General features: G+C 70.2%; 12 protein-coding genes. 6 read left to right on the top strand and 6 right to left on the bottom strand.

The window, feature by feature from the left end:
* Window positions 1–64: 64 nt before the first annotated feature.
* Window positions 65–865 carry a polysaccharide deacetylase family protein gene (locus tag ACYQ78_RS31330; RefSeq protein ID WP_459804545.1) on the top strand — a complete coding sequence of 267 codons (801 nt, stop codon included), beginning with the start codon at window positions 65–67 and terminating at the stop codon, window positions 863–865.
* Here ACYQ78_RS31330 and ACYQ78_RS31325 read toward each other — a convergent pair.
* Together ACYQ78_RS31325 and guaA are read right to left on the bottom strand one after the other, a co-directional pair.
* On the bottom strand, window positions 763–2001 hold the full coding sequence (locus ACYQ78_RS31325) for an acyltransferase family protein (protein WP_459804544.1): 1239 nt from the start codon (window positions 1999–2001) through the stop codon (window positions 763–765). The genes ACYQ78_RS31330 and ACYQ78_RS31325 overlap by 103 nt on opposite strands.
* A gap of 25 nt (window positions 2002–2026) precedes the next feature.
* Window positions 2027–3613: a glutamine-hydrolyzing GMP synthase gene (guaA, locus tag ACYQ78_RS31320; RefSeq protein ID WP_459804573.1), complete on the bottom strand. Its 1587-nt coding sequence runs from the start codon at window positions 3611–3613 to the stop codon at window positions 2027–2029.
* Between the two features lie 181 nt (window positions 3614–3794).
* Here guaA and ACYQ78_RS31315 point away from each other — a divergent pair, with 181 nt between their 5' ends.
* On the top strand, window positions 3795–4904 hold the full coding sequence (locus ACYQ78_RS31315) for a Cmx/CmrA family chloramphenicol efflux MFS transporter (protein WP_459804543.1): 1110 nt from the start codon (window positions 3795–3797) through the stop codon (window positions 4902–4904).
* Here the strand turns inward: ACYQ78_RS31315 and ACYQ78_RS31310 are convergent.
* Window positions 4873–6429, bottom strand: a complete 1557-nt coding sequence (locus ACYQ78_RS31310; RefSeq protein ID WP_459804542.1) for a succinic semialdehyde dehydrogenase — start codon at window positions 6427–6429, stop codon at window positions 4873–4875. The genes ACYQ78_RS31315 and ACYQ78_RS31310 overlap by 32 nt on opposite strands.
* Window positions 6430–6526: 97 nt before the next feature.
* Here ACYQ78_RS31310 and ACYQ78_RS31305 point away from each other — a divergent pair, with 97 nt between their 5' ends.
* Both ACYQ78_RS31305 and ACYQ78_RS31300 read left to right on the top strand, forming a co-directional pair.
* Complete coding sequence (locus tag ACYQ78_RS31305) at window positions 6527–8416, top strand: protein kinase domain-containing protein (protein WP_459804541.1); 1890 nt, start codon at window positions 6527–6529, stop codon at window positions 8414–8416.
* 39 nt (window positions 8417–8455) lie between these two features.
* Complete coding sequence (locus tag ACYQ78_RS31300) at window positions 8456–10576, top strand: beta-propeller domain-containing protein (protein WP_459804540.1); 2121 nt, start codon at window positions 8456–8458, stop codon at window positions 10574–10576.
* Between the two features lie 20 nt (window positions 10577–10596).
* Here ACYQ78_RS31300 and ACYQ78_RS31295 read toward each other — a convergent pair whose 3' ends face one another.
* Window positions 10597–12339, bottom strand: coding sequence for a glycerol-3-phosphate dehydrogenase/oxidase (locus ACYQ78_RS31295; RefSeq protein ID WP_459804539.1), 1743 nt, complete (start codon window positions 12337–12339; stop codon window positions 10597–10599).
* 32 nt (window positions 12340–12371) lie between these two features.
* Window positions 12372–13193: an alpha/beta fold hydrolase gene (locus ACYQ78_RS31290; protein WP_459804538.1), complete on the bottom strand. Its 822-nt coding sequence runs from the start codon at window positions 13191–13193 to the stop codon at window positions 12372–12374.
* Window positions 13194–13264: 71 nt separating this feature from the next.
* Between ACYQ78_RS31290 and ACYQ78_RS31285 the strand changes: the two genes are divergently transcribed.
* Window positions 13265–13999 (top strand): TetR/AcrR family transcriptional regulator, encoded by a 735-nt coding sequence (locus tag ACYQ78_RS31285; RefSeq protein ID WP_459804537.1) that lies wholly within the window; start codon window positions 13265–13267, stop codon window positions 13997–13999.
* A 231-nt stretch (window positions 14000–14230) separates the two neighbouring features.
* On the opposite strand, the gene ACYQ78_RS31280 is transcribed toward ACYQ78_RS31285, so the two are convergent.
* A complete protein-coding gene (locus ACYQ78_RS31280) occupies window positions 14231–15640 on the bottom strand; it encodes a WGR domain-containing protein (RefSeq protein ID WP_459804536.1) in 1410 nt (469 codons plus the stop codon).
* Between the two features lie 130 nt (window positions 15641–15770).
* On the opposite strand from ACYQ78_RS31280, the gene ACYQ78_RS31275 reads away from it, so the two are divergent.
* Window positions 15771–16343 (top strand): dihydrofolate reductase family protein, encoded by a 573-nt coding sequence (locus ACYQ78_RS31275; protein WP_459804535.1) that lies wholly within the window; start codon window positions 15771–15773, stop codon window positions 16341–16343.
* Window positions 16344–16355: the final 12 nt, after the last annotated feature.

The raw sequence follows: 16355 nt of genomic DNA, 5'->3' as shown, positions 1-16355 counted from the left end.
GTTACGCTTCCGGGGTTGAGTGAAGCTTTTTTAACTTGAACCCCGCGAGACGCAGGAGTCTCTGATGCGCCGCCTGATCCCCGCCCTCGCCGCAGTCGCGATGGTGATGACCCTGCCCGCCGCGCCCGCCGTGGCGGCGCCGAAGAAGGCACCGAAGAAGCCCTTCTGCGCGACCCACAAGTGCATCGCGCTGACCTTCGACGACGGCCCGGGGCCGTACACGACCAAATTGCTGGCGACGCTGAAGAAGTACAACGCCAAGGCCACGTTCTTCGTGATCGGCCGCGAGGTGAACAAGCACCAGACGCTGCTGAAGACCGTCGCGAAGGCCGGTCACCAGATCGGCAACCACACGTGGACCCACCCCTGGCTGACCGAGCTGACCCGCACCGAGGTCTACGACGAGGTCAACGAGACCCAGAAGCTGATCAAGAAGGTCACCGGGAAGAACCCGTCGGTGATGCGCGCCCCCGGCGGCCTGACCGACGACACGGTCCGCGAGATCGCCGCCAAGCTGAACATGGTGCTGATCCCCGGCACGACCTCGACCGGTGACTGGATCGCCGACAACCGCCAGGTCGGCTACCTGACCAGCAAGACGCTGGAGGTCGCCAAGCGCGGCGCGGTCATCCTGATGCACGAGACCGTCAAGGAGACGGTCGACTCGATGCCGAGGGTGCTGGCCACGCTGAAGAAGCAGGGCTACTACTTCGTCACCGCCTCGACCCTCCTGGAGGGCACGAAGCTCACGCCGGGGATGTCCTACCCGGCGCCGCCACCCGCGCCCGAGGGCAGCGACGACGACGGCCAGTTGCTCGAAGACGAGGAAGACCCGTTCGGCGGCGAGCCCGCCGGTGAGGTCTGAGCCTTGACGATCCGCCTGCCCAGTCGCTGGGCGGGCAGTTCGACCCATCGGTAGGTCGCCCAGCTCACCAGCAGGAGCACGACCAGGTAACCGAGAGCCAGCAGCGCGCGTTCGGCCACCGGCTTCGACAGCATGTGGCCGAACAGCACCGGCACCATCCGCAGGATCGGGTGGTGCACGAGGTAGACCGAATAACTGATCAGCCCGAGCCAGACGAACACCTTCGGGAACGCGCGGTGGCGCAGCGCCCGCCCGGCCCAGAAGGTCGCCCCGGCCAGCACCAGCGTGGTGATCCACACGGGCGGCTGCACCCACCACCACCCGGCCGCGATCGCCCATCCCGGCGCGGCGGCGACCAGCGCGAACGCGGCGAACACCGGCCAGAGCGGGCCGGTGCCCCTCTCCCAGCGGTAGAGCGCGGTGCCGGCGAACATCATCGCGAGGATGGCCGCCCCGAACCACGGCACGTACGACGACCCGACCAGCAGCACGAGGGCCATCGCGCCGAGCACGTAGGCGGCGATTTTCTGCAGGCCGGGAACGAACAGCGCGACCATCCCGGCCACGAACACCACGCCCGACCCGATCGCGGGCCACGACCCCGACAGCCACGGCGCCCCGATGACGATCCCGGCGACCACGGCCAGCGCGCCGAACCCGATGGCGTACCACCCGCTGAACCGGTGGACGCCCTTCACGAACAGGGCCGTGACGATCAGGTAGAACACCATCTCGTACGACAGCGTCCACATCGGATCGGCCAGCCCGCCGACGTGGACCACGTCGAGCAGCATCGACACGTGCGCCAGCACCCCGGACGCGTCGCGCGGCACCTGCTCGCGCACCGGCACCCACAGCCCGACCAGCAGCGCGATCGCGCACACCGTGAGGTAGAGCGGGTAGAGCCGGAACAGCCGGCTGGTCCAGAAGGCCCGCACGTCTCCCCGCCCCTCGAGAGAGGCGGGGATGATGTAGCCGCTGACCAGGAAGAACACGACCACGCCGTACATGCCCACGTTCATGAACGTGGGCCGCAACGGTGGATAGACCCACGGGAGCAGGTGCTCGGCGACCACGGCGAGAGCGCCGATGCCGCGAAGTGCGTCAAGCCAGGCCAGGCGGTGAGACGTGGTCACCGGGGCCAATTTACCCCGAGAGAGACTATTCCCACTCGATGGTGCCCGGCGGCTTGCTCGTGACGTCGAGCGTGACGCGGTTGATCTCGCGGACCTCGTTGGTGATCCGGGTGGAGATCCGGGCCAGCACGTCGTAGGGCACCCGCGACCAGTCGGCCGTCATGGCGTCCTCCGAACTGACCGGCCGCAGGACCACCGGGTGGCCGTAGGTGCGGCCGTCGCCCTGCACGCCCACCGACCGCACGTCGGCCAGCAGCACGACCGGGCACTGCCAAATGTCGCGGTCGAGCCCGGCGCGGGTCAGCTCCTCGCGGGCGATGGCGTCGGCGTCGCGCAGGATGTCGAGGCGCTCCTGGGTGACCTCGCCGATGATCCGGATGCCGAGGCCCGGACCCGGGAACGGCTGCCGCCACACCATGGACGCGGGCAGGCCGAGCTGCTCACCGGCCCGGCGCACCTCGTCTTTGAACAGGGCGCGCAGCGGCTCGACCAGGTCGAACTGGAGATCGTCGGGCAGGCCGCCCACGTTGTGGTGGCTCTTGATGTTGGCGGTGCCGGTGCCGCCGCCCGACTCGACGACGTCGGGGTAGAGGGTGCCCTGCACCAGGAAGTCGACCGGGCCGTCGGCCAGGATGGCGCGCTGCTCGTCTTCGAAGACGCGGATGAACTCGCGGCCGATGATCTTGCGCTTCTCCTCGGGGTCGGTCACCCCGGCCAGCGCCTTGAGGAACCGCTCGGCGGCGTCGACCACCCGCAGCTTCACGCCGGTGATCTCGACGAAGTCGCGCTCGACCTGCTCGGCCTCGCCCTTGCGCAGCAGGCCGTGGTCGACGAACACACAGGTCAGCCGGTCGCCGATGGCGCGCTGCACCATCGCGGCGGCCACGGCGGAGTCGACCCCGCCCGACAGCGCGCAGATGGCCCGGCCGTCGCCGATCTTGGCCTTCACGGCCTCGACGGCGTCTTCGACGATGTTGAGCATCGTCCAGCTCGGGCGGCACCCGGCGGCGTCGAGGAACGCCTTCAGCACCCTCTGGCCGTGGTCGGTGTGCATGACCTCGGGGTGGAACTGCACCCCGTAGAAGCCGCGCTCGGGGTGCTCGAACCCGGCGACCGGGGTCTCGGTGGTCGAGGCGGTGACCGTGAACCCCTCGGGCGCCTCGGCGACGGAGTCGCCGTGGGACATCCACACCTGCTGGGCGACCGGCAGGGTGTCGAAGAGGCGGCCCGGCTCGACGACGGTCAGGTCGGTGCGGCCGAACTCGGCGATGCCGGTCTTGGCGACCGTGCCACCGAGGGCCTGCGCCATGACCTGGAAGCCGTAGCAGATGCCGAACGTCGGCACCCCGGTCTCGAACAGCCCCTCGGGGGCGGCGGGGGCGCCTTCGGCGTAGACCGAGGACGGCCCGCCGGACAGGATGATCGCCTTGGGCTTCTTGGCCAGCATTTCCGCCACGGGCATCGTCGAGGGGACGATCTCGGAGTAGACCTGGCATTCACGTACCCGGCGGGCGATCAACTGGGCGTATTGCGCCCCGAAGTCGACGACCAGGACCGTGTCGAACTCTGACACAGGAAGGCTCCCTGAAAGATGAACCGGCGGTGACGCCAGTCTACCGGGGTGGCCAAACGCCGCCGGAAAACGGCTGGACCGTCGCCGGACAGCCGATCTAGGTTCTGGGTCATGTCCAGCCCGGAGGCATCAAGACGGTAGCCGCTCGCGCGGCCAACCCCCGTTCACCGGAGCGGCGCCTGAGTGCGCCGCTGTCTTGTCATGCCTTCTGGAGAGCTTCGTGCCATTCGTCGTTTACGTGCTCGGAGTGGCGGTCTTCGCCATGGGCACCTCCGAGTTCATGCTGTCCGGGCTGCTCCCGGACATCGCCCGTGACCTGGGCGTATCCATTCCCGCCGCCGGCGGGCTGACCGCCGCGTTCGCGGCCGGGATGATCGTCGGGGCGCCGCTCATGGCGCTGCTGAGCCTGCGGTGGCCACCCCGGCGGGCCCTCCTCGCGTTCCTGCTGACCTTCCTGGTGGCGCACGTCGCCGGCGCGGTCACCACCTCCTACCCGGTCCTGCTCGCGACCCGGGCGCTGGCGGCGCTGGCCACGGCGGGGTTCCTCGCCGTGGCGCTGGCCGTCGCGGTGCGGATGGTCGCGCCGGAGGCCAAGGGCCGGGCCACATCGATCCTGCTGGGCGGGGTCACGCTCGCGTGCGTCGCCGGGGTGCCCGGCGGGGCCGTGCTCGGGGAGGCGTTCGGGTGGCGGTCGGCGTTCTGGGCGGTGGCGCTGCTGTCGCTGCCCGCGCTGGCCGCCGTGTCCCGGGAGCTCCCCGCCCCCGCGGCGGCGGGTTCCCGGCGGGAGACGTCGGCGCTGCGCCGTCCCAGGGTTCAGGTGGCGCTGGTGCTCGGGGCGCTGGTCAACGCGGCCACGTTCGGCGGGTTCACCTATCTGGCCGTCGCGGTGGACGGTGTCTGGGTGCCGGGGCTGCTCGCGCTGTTCGGGGTCGGCTCGTTCGCCGGTGTCACGCTCGGCGGGCGGCTGGCCGACACCCGGCCGATGCTGGTGCTGGTCCCGGGCGGGATCGCGCTGCTGGCCGGGTGGGTGCTGTTCGCCCTCACGGCCGCGCCGGTGCTGGCCTTCGTCCAGGGCACGCTGTCGTTCGCCGTCGGGTCGACGCTGATCACCCGGATCCTGTACGAGGCCCACGACGCCCCCTCGCTCGGCGGCGCCTTCGCCACCTCGGCGATGAACGTGGGCGCCACGGCCGGACCCCTCGCGGCGGGGATCGCGGTCGCCGCGGGGAGCTCGCCGTTCTGGGTGAGCGCGCTGCTGGTGGCGGGCGCGTTCGTGGTCGCCGGGGTGGCCCTCGCCGTCAGCGGAGGCGGAACCTCTTCATCGCCTTGAGCAGGGTGACCAGGGTGTCCGCATAGGTCTCGTAGGGCATGCCGAGGATCGGGTCGAAGCCGAGCCACGACGCCTGGGTCGAGATCGTCTGGCTCTCGGTGAACTTCAGCAGCCCCTCGGAGCCGTGCCGCCGGCCCAGGCCGGAGTTCTTCATCCCGCCCATCGGGGCGTCGAACGAGCCGTAGGCCGAGGCGTAGCCCTCGTTGATGTTGACCGTCCCGGCCTTGATGTGGGCGGCCAGCGCGCGGCCCTTGGCCGGGTCGCCGGTCCAGATCGAGGCGTTGAGGCCGTAGGCGGTGTCGTTGGCCAGCTCCAGCGCCTCGGCGGCGTCGCGGACCCGGTAGAGGGCCACGACCGGGCCGAAGGTCTCGTCGCGGCACAGCGCCATGTCGTCGGTGACGTTCTCCAGGACGGTCGGCTCGTAGAAGAACGGGCCCAGGTCAGGGCGGGCCTTCCCGCCGGTGACGACCTTGGCGCCCTTGGCGACGGCGTCGTCGACGTGGGCGGTGACGGCGTCGAGCTGGCGCTGGGAGGTGAGGGAGCCCATCTGGGTGGCCCAGTCGTGGCCGGGGGCGATGCTCATGTTCGTCACCGCGCGGGAGAACCGCTCGGCGAACAGGTCGTAGATGCGGTCGTGGACGTAGAGGCGCTCGATCGACACGCACAGCTGCCCGGCGTTGGTGAAACACGCCCTGATGGCACCGGCGGCGGCCCGGTCGACGTCGGCGTCGTCCAGGACGATCATGGGGTTCTTGCCGCCGAGCTCCAGCGAGCAGCCGATCAGCCGCTTGGCGGCGGCCTCGGCGACCGCCCGGCCCGCCCGGGTCGAACCGGTGAAGGCGACGTAGTCGGCGCCGTCGATCAGGGGTTCGCCGATGTCGGCCGGGTCGCCGATCACGACCTGCCAGATCTCCGGCGGCATGCCCAGCTCGACCAGCAGGTCGATCGTCCACAGCGTGGAGAGCGAGGTCTGGGTGTCGGGTTTGTGGACGACCGCGTTCCCGGCCATCAGCGCAGGTACGACGTCGCTCACCCCCAGCGACAGGGGATAGTTCCACGGGCTGATCAGGGCCACGACGCCACGCGGATGGCGGATCTCGACCGTGCGGGTGGCCAGCGGGAAAGGACCGCGGCGGGCGTGCGGGGCGAGCAGCCCGGGGGCCTTGCGCACGTAGTGGAGGCCGCTCGCGGCGACGTCGAGGACCTCCTCGTAGGCGTGGCGGCGGGCCTTGCCGGTCTCCCACTGGACGATGTCGAGGATCTCCGCGCGCCGGTCGAAGATCGCGTCGTGCAGCCGCTCGAACGGCCGGATCCGATCCTTGATCGGCAGCTCCGCCCAGGCCGCCTGCGCCTCCCTGGCCAGCTGGTGGGCCCGGCGCACGTCGTCGGCCGACGAGATCGGCACCTCGGCCAGCGGCGCCCCCGTGAACGGCGTGACCACCGTCTGGGTCTTGCCCTCCGACGTGACGTGACGCAGGAGACGGTCGAGCAGCGCGGGGTCGGGAACCCGGATTTCACCAGCCATACCGGCGAGACTATTCCGGAGCGAAGCTCATGACTACCGGCCGGTACGGTCAATTCGCAACGCCCTCCCACCCAGGTGATGGGCCACAATTCGAGTCATGGCGACTCCTTTACGGCCGACCGACCCGCGCGCGCTCGGCGGATACCGGCTCGAGTCGGTCCTCGGGGAAGGCGGCCAGGGCATCGTCTACCTCGCGACCGGCCAGGCGGGCGAGCGGGTGGCGATCAAGTGGCTGCGACCGGAACTCGCCGCCGACCAGGACATGGTGCGGCGGTTCCTCCACGAGGTCAGCGCGGCCAAGCGGGTGGCGCCCTTCTGCACCGCCCAGGTGATCGACGTGGGGGCGGCGGACGCCCGGCCGTACATCGTGAGCGAGTTCATCGAGGGCGAGTCCCTGGCCCAGGCGATCCCCCGCAGCGGCCCGCGCACGGGCAGTTCCCTCCACCGGCTGGCGATCGGCACCGCTACCGCGCTGGCCGCGATCCACCAGGCGGGGATCGTGCACCGCGACTTCAAGCCGCCGAACGTGATCCTCGGCTCCGACGGCCCGCGCGTGATCGACTTCGGCATCAGCAAGGCCCTGGGCAGCCACACCGCGCTGACCTCGACGATGATCGGCACCCCCGCCTACATGGCGCCCGAGCAGCTCGTCGGCGGCCCGATCGGCCCCGCCGCCGACCTGTTCGCCTGGGCCGGCACGATCGCCTACGCCGCCACGGGCCGGGCCCCGTTCGGCAACGACACCATGCCCGCCGTGATCAACCGGGTGCTGCGGATGCCGCCCGACCTCGGCGACATCCCCCAGCCGCTGCGCGGCATCCTGCTCGACTGCCTGAACAAGAACCCCGCGCAGCGCCCGACCGCCCGCCAGGTGATCGACCGGCTGCTGGTCAGCGACCCGGCGACGGCCCGGGTGACCGTCCCCGGGCAGCTCCCCGTTCCGCCGCGCAAGTTCCCGACGCTGGCCGTCGTGACGGGCGCGACCGCGCTGGCGGTGATCGTGGCGCTCGGCGGCGTGTGGGCCGCCACCACCGGCGACGAGACACCCGTCGCCAGGAGGAGCTCACCGGCCCCCGTCTCGGCGCCGCCCAGCCCCAGCCCCAGCCCCGAACCCATGGTCATCGACATGGACGACACCACCGCCGTGGCCCGGGAGCTGCCGACCGACCCGGCCTACCTGTCGATCTTCTGGGTGAAGCTGGAGAAGTGGGACGCCTACGTCCGCGAACCCGGCAAGACCACCTTCACGCGCCACTCCTACGCCGACGCCGCCCCCAGCCCGACCGGCGACCGGCTGGCCGGGATCCCGTGGCAGTACGACGACGATGACTCCGACACCCTGAAGATCACCCAGGTGTCGACCGGCACGCCGGTGACCGTGAAGACCGTGGCCAAGCCGCTCACCACCAACTACGTCCACTGGTCGCCCGACGGCACCAAGATCCTGCTGACCTCGCTGAAGAAGACCGGCGAGAACACCGTCACCCAGGGCTTCGTGGTGGTCGACCCGGCCGCCGCGACCGCCCAGGTCGTCAGCGTCCCCGGCCTGAAGGGCGACACCGCGTTCGCCTGGACCGGCACCGGCGACTCGGTGACCACGGTCATCGACCAGACCCCCCACATCTACGACCTGCTCGGGAAGGAACAGCGGACGCTCCCGCCGATCGGCGGCACCCTGTCCGACCCGCGCGACATGTTCACCGACGGCGGCGGCTCGTTCGTGGCCCGCTGCGAGGACAAGGACGTCACCTTCTGCGTCTGGGACACCGCGACCGGCGCGATCCTCAACGAGTTCGAGTCGGGCTGCGACACCGTGCTGGGCTGGTGGGACGCCACCCACATCTACTGCACGGCCGTCGCCGACGACGATGAGGACGCCGTGGTGGTCAGCGACCTCAACGGCGCCGAGACCCAGACCCTCATCACGGCCACCGACACGGCGATGGACAAGCTCTACTTCCGCTCGTCCTATCTGCACCGGTCGTAGTCGCCCGAACCGAGGTGGCCTTCGATCCGTCTTGTGGACATGACCACCTCGATTCGCGTGGCCGGCGCCATCGCGATAGCACTGCTGGCGGCGGCGTGCACGCCGGGTGCCGCCAAGTCACCCGACCCGGTGACGCCGATCAACCTGACCGAGAACATCAAGCTGGTCTCCTTCGACGACTGCGACAGCATGCTCGAAGGGCTGCGCGAGGCCGCGGTCAAGCACGCCGAGACCTTCCAGATGGTGCCCCTGGCGGCCCGGTCGAACGAGGCCGCCGACAGCGCCAGGTCGACCGCCGCCTCCGGCGCGGCCCCCGCCCACTCGACGACCAACGTCCACGAGGCCGGGGTCGACGAGCCCGACCTGGTCAAGACCGACGGCGACCGGGTCATCACGGTCAACCGGGGCGTGCTGCGGATCATCGACGCCGCCTCGCGCAAGGTCACCGGCACGCTGCGACTGGTCGCCGCGGAGCAGGGCTGGTCCGAGGCGAACCTGCTGGTGTCGGGTGACCGGGCGCTGGTGCTGTTCAACTACGGCGGCTACGCCCCCGCCGGTGACGCCGCCCGGATCAAGCCCGAGATGCTGTCGGCACCGCGCTACGTGCTGATCGACCTGGCCGGGACGCCGAAGGTCATCGGCAGCATGGCGCCCGTCAACGCCCAGCACGTCGACGCGCGGATGGTCGGCTCGACGGTCCGGATCGTGGTGCGCAGCGAGCCGCAGGTGCCGCAGCCCGAATACGACGCCAACATGACCCAGCAGGAGATGCTCGACGCCGTCAAGGACACCTACCGGAAGGCGCCGCTCGACGCCTGGCTGCCCAAATACGAGATCGAGTCGGGCGGCCAGACCACGCCGGGCGCGGTGAAGTGCGAGAACGTCAGCCACCCCGCCGACTTCACGGGCAAGTCGCTGGTGACCGTCCACACCCTCGACCTGAACGGCTCCTTCGGCACGACCGAACCGATCAGCGTCGCGGCCGACGGCGACACCGTCTACGGCACCGGCACCAGCCTCTACGTGACGAGCAACCCGTTCTGGTGGGGCGGCTTCTTCCCGATGCCCATCGCCGTGGACGTCGCCCCGGCTCCGGTCCCCGAAGCCGCTCCCGTGGCCCCCGCGCCCGATCCGGACATGCCGACCCAGATCCCCGACCCCGGCAAGGTCGCACCCGAGGCCCAGCCCACTCCGAGTGACGGGGAAAAGGTCGTCCCCACGGCCGAGACCGTCGCGACGCCCACCCCGGCCCAGGCTCCCCCGACCGCCGAGGTCGTCAGCCCGTCTCCGTCGGAGAACGGCGACACCGTGCGTGAGGTCGCTCGCGCCGAACGCACCGAGATCCACCGGTTCGACATCACCGGCACCGGTGTCCCCCGTTACGTCGCCTCCGGTTCGGTCACCGGGCGGCTGCTCAACCAGTACTCGCTGTCCGAATACGAAGGCCACCTGCGCGTCGCCACCACGACCAACTCCTCCCAGACCTCCGAGAGCGGCGTCTACGTCCTGAACGCCGACACCCTCGCGGCGGCCGGTCAGGTGACGGGCCTGGGCAAGGGTGAGCGGATCTACTCGGTGCGGTTCATCGGCCCGGTCGGCTACATGGTCACCTTCCGCCAGGTCGACCCGCTCTACACCCTCGACCTGCGCGACCCGCAAGTCCCGAAGGTCACCGGCGAGCTGAAGATCACCGGCTTCTCCGCCTACCTCCACCCGGCGGGCGACGGCAGGCTGATCGGCGTCGGCCAGGAGGCCGACACCAAGGGGCGGACGCAGGGCACCCAGGTCTCGCTGTTCGACGTGCGCGACCCGGCCGCCCCGGCCGTGCTGTCCCGCTACCACCAGGAGGAGTCGGCCACCCAGGCCGAATGGGACCCGCACGCCTTCCTCTACTGGGCCCAGGACGGACTCGCCCTGCTCCCCATCGCCAGCTGGGGCACCGACTACTACGACGGCTCGCAGGCGCTCGTCCTCAAGATCGGCGACACGATCGAGAAGGCCGGGGTGATCACCCACCCGAAGGCCGACCCGAACGTGCCGCTCGACCCGTCGATCAGGCGCAGCGTGATCATCGGCGACACCGTCTGGACCTTCTCCGACCTCGGCGCCAAGGTCAGCGACAAGTCGAGCCTCGCCGACGAGGCGTGGATCGAGTTCTAGATCGAGTTCTAGATCGAGTTCTAGACGGGCTTACGGTCGGGCGCGGCCACCGGGACGATCTCCGGAGCGCCCAGGGTGATCGCGTCGGCCTCCTGGTCGGTGGCGGTCTCCTGGGCGGCGCGCTCGGCCTCGATCCGCTTGGTGTAGTACTCCACCTCACGTTTGACCTGGTCGTCGTCCCAGCCCAGCGGCCCCGCGAGGAGCTGGGCGACCTCCTCGGCGACGGCCAGGCCGCGGTGGAAGGTCTCGATGGAGATGTGGGTGCGGCGGCTGAGCACGTCGTTGAGGTGCCGGGCGCCCTCGTGGGTGGCGGCGTAGACGATCTCGGCCCGCAGGTGGTCGTCGGCGCCGGTCAGCGGCCGGGCCAGGCCGGGGTCGTCTTCGATGAGGGCGAGGACCTCGTCCATCATCGAGCCGTAGCGCTGGAGGAGGTGCTCGATGCGGGCGACGTGGAGCCCCGACTGCTGGGCCAGCCGATAGCGGGAGTTCCAGCGAGCCTGGTAGCCCTCGGCCCCCGCGAGCGGCACGGTGTCGGTGCACGACGGCGGCACCCGCGTGGCCAGCCCGTGGACCACCGCGTCGACCGCGTCGGCGGCCATCTTCCGGTAGGTGGTGAACTTGCCGCCCGCGACCAGCACCAGGCCGGGCACCGGATGGGCGACGACGTGTTCGCGGCTGAGCTTGGACGTCTGCTCGGACTCGCCGCGCAGCAGCGGCCGCAGGCCGGCGTACACCCCCTCGACGTCGTCTCTCGTGAGGGGCACCGACAGGACCTCGTTGACGTGGTCGAGCACGTAGTCGATGTCGGTACGTGAGGCGGCCGGGTGGGCCAGGTCGAGGGTCCAGGCGGTGTCGGTGGTGCCGATGATCCAGTGGCGCCCCCACGGGATCACGAAAAGGACCGATTTCTCGGTACGGAGAATGATCCCGGTCAGCGAGTGGATGCGGTCACGCGGCACCAGCAGGTGGACGCCCTTCGACGCCTTCACGTGGATCTGCCCGCGCCCGCCCACGAGCTCCTGGATGTCGTCGGTCCACACCCCGGTCGCGTTGACGACCTGCCGGGCCCGGATGTCGATCTCCTCACCGGTCTCCAGGTCGCGGACACGTACACCGGTGACCCGCTCGCCCTCCCGCAGGAACCCCACCACCTGGGTGCGGGAGGCGACGTGGGCGCCGTAGGTCGCGGCGGTGCGCAGCATCGTCATGACGTAGCGGGCGTCGTCGACCTGGGCGTCCCAATACTGCACGGCCCCCTTGAACGCCGTCTTCCGCAGCGCCGGGGCCAGCCGGAGCGCCCGGGTGCGGGACAGGTGCCGGTGCCCCGGCACCCCCCGCGTGAACCCGAACGAGAACCCCAGCGAGTCGTAGAGCACCAGCCCCGCGCCCACATAGGGCCGCTCCCACCCGGCGTGGGTGAGCGGGAACAGGAACGGTACCGGCCGCACGAGATGCGGCGCGATCCGCTGCAACAGCAGCGCCCGCTCCTGGAGCGCCTCTCTGACCAGGTCGAAGTTGAGCTGTTCGAGATAACGCAGCCCGCCGTGGATCAGCTTGGACGACCTCGATGAGGTCCCCGAGGCGTAGTCGCGCGCCTCCACGAGCCCCACGGAGAGCCCCCGCGTGACCGCGTCGAGCGCGACCCCCGCGCCGACCACGCCGCCACCGACCACCACGACGTCGAGCTCCTGCGCGGCCATCTGCGACAGCGCCGCGTACCGCTCCGCGGGCCCGAGCCGCCCCGTCCCCATAAGCGCGGTCATGGGTATAACTCTCCCTTTGTACGGCTAAGCGCCTACCCCTGTCGTCCTACCCATCCTGTCAGGATCGGCAGCACGACCGCCGACCGCATGGCGCCCATGTGGTCGAGCCCGTCGAGAACCCGCACCTCCCAGCCCCTGACCTCGATCTCCTCGCGCTCGCGGAGAAGTGGTCCGGCGATGTCGACGGTCACCCCACCCCACTTGTCGCTGTAGACGATCGCGTCCTCGGACCCCGCGAAGCACAGTCTGGGGATGTCCAACGCGACCGACCGGTCGTCGAATTCCTGAAGTTCCTGGTAGAGAGCCATGAACTGACCGGTCTGAGCCGGACTGGCACTCGGCGTGGCATTGTCCCAGTCGCCCGGGGCGACGTTCGCGGCGGGCGGCGCGGGGTTCTTCGCGAACTCCCAGGCCGCCTCGGTGACCGCGAGCATCTCCCGGTAGGGCCCGTGAAGGGGCGGATATCCCCCCATGACCAGATCCGTGACGCGCCGGGACCGGAGGGCGAGCTGAAGCCCCAGCATCCCGAGCCAGGAGTAGCCGTAGTAGGCGAAGGTCTCCGCCCCCGCGGCGTCCGCGACCGCGAGAAAGTCGCCGACCACGTTCCCGGGCGTCAGATCCTTTTTCGGTACGGCCAGACAGTGCCCCTCGTAGTCGAAGGCGATGACCCTGAACCGGTCTTTGAGCCCGTTGACCAGGTTGAACCCGAGGTCGGGCTCCCCGCCCCAGGCGCGCATGGCCTCGGTGGCCGGCCCGTCGTCGGCGGGCCTGGGGTTGACGGGGAGCAGGAAGGCGGGCCCGTCGCCGTGGACCTCGATCTCGATCTCTGCGCCGTCGTGAAGGGTGGCGATCATGGCGATCTCCTTATGTCGTAAGCTATTAACGAGCCCGAACAATAGCTTATGCCGTAAGGAGTTAAAAGCCGGTGGTCGTGTACGCAGGCCAAGGTGACCCCGAGCGCACCCTGGCGCTCCTCTGGCGCACGGGCGACGGCGTCCGAAAACGCGGCCCCCGTCCGGCCCTGACCGTCGACGCGATCCTGGAGGCCGCCATAGCCGTGGCCGACGAATCAGGCTTGGATGGCCTCTCGATGCGCGCGGTGGGCGATCGCCTGGGCAAGACGGCGATGGCCCTCTACACCTACGTCCCCACCAAACGAGAACTGATCGACCTCATGTACGACCAGGCACACGCCGACGCGATCCCCGACCTCCCCGGCGAGTGGCGCGAGGCGGTCGAGTCCTGGTCCCTGGCTCTCCACGAGCGCTACCTGCGCCACCCGTGGCTGTTGCAGGTCTCCCACGCCCGCCCGGTCTTGGGCCCCCACGAGCAGACGGTGCTGGAAAAACTCCTGGAGGTCCTCCCGGACGTAGCACTCCGAGCCACGGTCAACGCCCTGTTCAGCCTGGTCAGAGGCTCAGCTAGAACCCTCGCCGAAGCCCAACGAGCCGCCACCGACACCGGGACGTCGGACCAGGAGTGGTGGACCGCCAGATCCCACCTGCTGAGCGACTTGGTCCCCGACTTCGCAGAACGTTTCCCCAGGTCAGCGAACATGCCCCCGACAGAATGGGACAAGGCCGCCCGCGAGGCTTTCACGGACGGCCTGAACCTCCTCCTGGACGGCCTGGAGAGACAGACCGCCCGCCGAAACCACTAAGCCCTGCTCCGAACCACCCGAGCCCGCGCACTGTCGGCCGCCCAGCCCCGGGCACTCCGTGCCCGAAATTTCGGCATATCGCCGACCACCCAGAGGGCCCGTCTCCCAACGAAGGCAGGGACCGCGCCGGTGCGGCGAGACCCGTAACCCGCATCACCGGCGCGAGCCCGCGCGCTGTCAGCCGCCCAGCCCCGGGCACTTCGTGCCCGAAATTTCACGACATGGCCAACGTCAGACCAGGCGGCGGATGTCGCCAAACGCCCGGTAGAAGCCGCCGTTGCCCGACGGCCGCAACCCCTCCACCACGTACCGCGCCCCCGGTTCGCGGATCTCGCGGGGGAACTGGACGTTCCACGCCTCGTACCCCGGGCTGAGGACCCTGATCCGCAGGCGGCCGCCCTCGCTGAAGCACTCCACGAGCACGCCGTCGCCCGTGTCGGTCGTCGTCTCCACGGTGATCGACGGCTCGACCACCGGCAGGGACGCCGCGATCTTGACGTCGCGGGCCTGCGGCACCGTACCCTCCCGGGCCGCCGCGATGGCCTGCTCCGTCGCGTCGATGCAGGCCAGCGACCCGTCGGTGGTCACGATGTAGAGGCGCTCGTCCAGATACTGCATGGAGAACGCCGACCCGTAGCCGGTCGCCAGCTTCCAGAGCCGGGTCCCGTCCGCCGAGAAGCAGTAGACCGACGAGGACGAGTCGCCCGCGAAGACGTACTGCCCGCCGGGCGAGGTCGCGCAGGAGTAGATCGCCGCGTCGCACTGGTAGACCGCTTCGACGGCGCCGTCGGCCTTGGCCAGCTTGTGGACGGTCCGGCTCGCCGTGCCGGCGTACACCGACTTCTCCTCCTGCCAGCCGAACAGGACGCCGTCGGCGGCCTTCTGGAACCACGACTGGTTCCCCTGGAGGTCGTAGCGGGCCACGCCGCCGGAGTGACCGTGGTAGACGGCGTCGCTGTCGTTGCGCACCATCCAGCCGGAGCTGCCACCGCCGGTGCGGGCCCAGAGGAACTCGTCCTCATAGTCGATCATGGTGATCCGGCCGGAGTCGTCGGACACCCCGAGGACGCCGTCGGCGATGTCGAGCCAGTAGATGTCGACGTCGGAGGCGATCTCGTACGCCGCCCGGGGCACCTTCCCGCTCAGGTCGTAGACCTTGCCGTCGTCACAGCCCGCGTAGATCCAGAAGTCGTCGGCAACGATGCACTTGACGCCGTCGGGCAGCTTGTAGCGCCCGGTCATCACGCCCTCGGGGGTCAGCGTGAAGACGTGCCCGGCCTGGTTGCCGACCCAGCAGCGCTCCTGGTCGACGAAGATCCCGAACGCGGCCGAGCCGCTGGCGAAGCGCCACAGCACCGGCGCCTGCTTGGCGGTCGAGCGGGTGCTGGTGATCGCCCGGCGGGTGACCGCGCGACGCTGCCGGACACCCCGGACCGCGGGGGCGTACCCCTTCTTGGTCTTCTCCGCGACCTTCTTCGCCGCGGCGGCCCGCGCCTTCTCCTCCGTCGGGAAGTCGGTGACCTTGACCTGCCCGTTCTCTCCGATGCGGCCGTACGTGATGGTCACCCGCGTCCCCGAGACCACGGCCTCGTAGAACTTGTGCGCCCCGCCGCCTTCCTCGGACAGCTCCAGGTACGTCATATCCCCATTTCCTCCCTTTGCTCAGTGATCGCGAGCGTAGGGGAAGACGCAGACATTTTTTTCGGTACGGATGTAGAGACCCCGCGATCGGCTCCGACCCAGTGACGCAACGACAACCTGAGGAGCGGACATGCGCAAGCTGATCTACATCGTGAACACCTCGCTCGACGGCTACATCGACGGCCCCGGCGGCGCCTTCGACTGGACCACCGTCGGCCCCGAGTTCTCGGCCGTCTCGGAGGACCTGACCGACGCCACCGACATCCTGCTCTACGGCAGGGTCGTGTACGGCTGGATGGCCTCCTACTGGCCCACCGCCGACCAGGAGGAGGGCGCCCACCCCCACGACGTCGCCTACGCGCCCAAGTGGCGGGCCCGGCCCAAGGTCGTCGTGTCGGACACCCTGACCGAGGTCCCCGACGACGCCCGGATCGTCCGGGGCGCCACCCTGGAGGCCGACCTGACGGCTCTGAAGAACGAGGGCGGCGGCCACATCCTGCTGACCGGCGGCAACGCCCTGGCCTCGACCCTGGTCGGCCTGGGGCTGGTCGACGAGATCGTCATGGTCGTCCACCCGGTCGTCCTGACCGGCGGCACCCCGTTCCTGAGCGGGCTGAAAGACCGTCTCCGGCTGCGCCTCATCGACTCGCGGACCTGCGACGACACGGTGATCATCAACCGCTACGCCCCCGCCGCTTCCTGAGCGACGCGTCTG

Source organism: Herbidospora sp. RD11066, from assembly GCF_054661255.1.
Note: the sequence above shows the minus strand (reverse complement) of the source record. Positions and strands in the feature narration are given on the sequence as shown.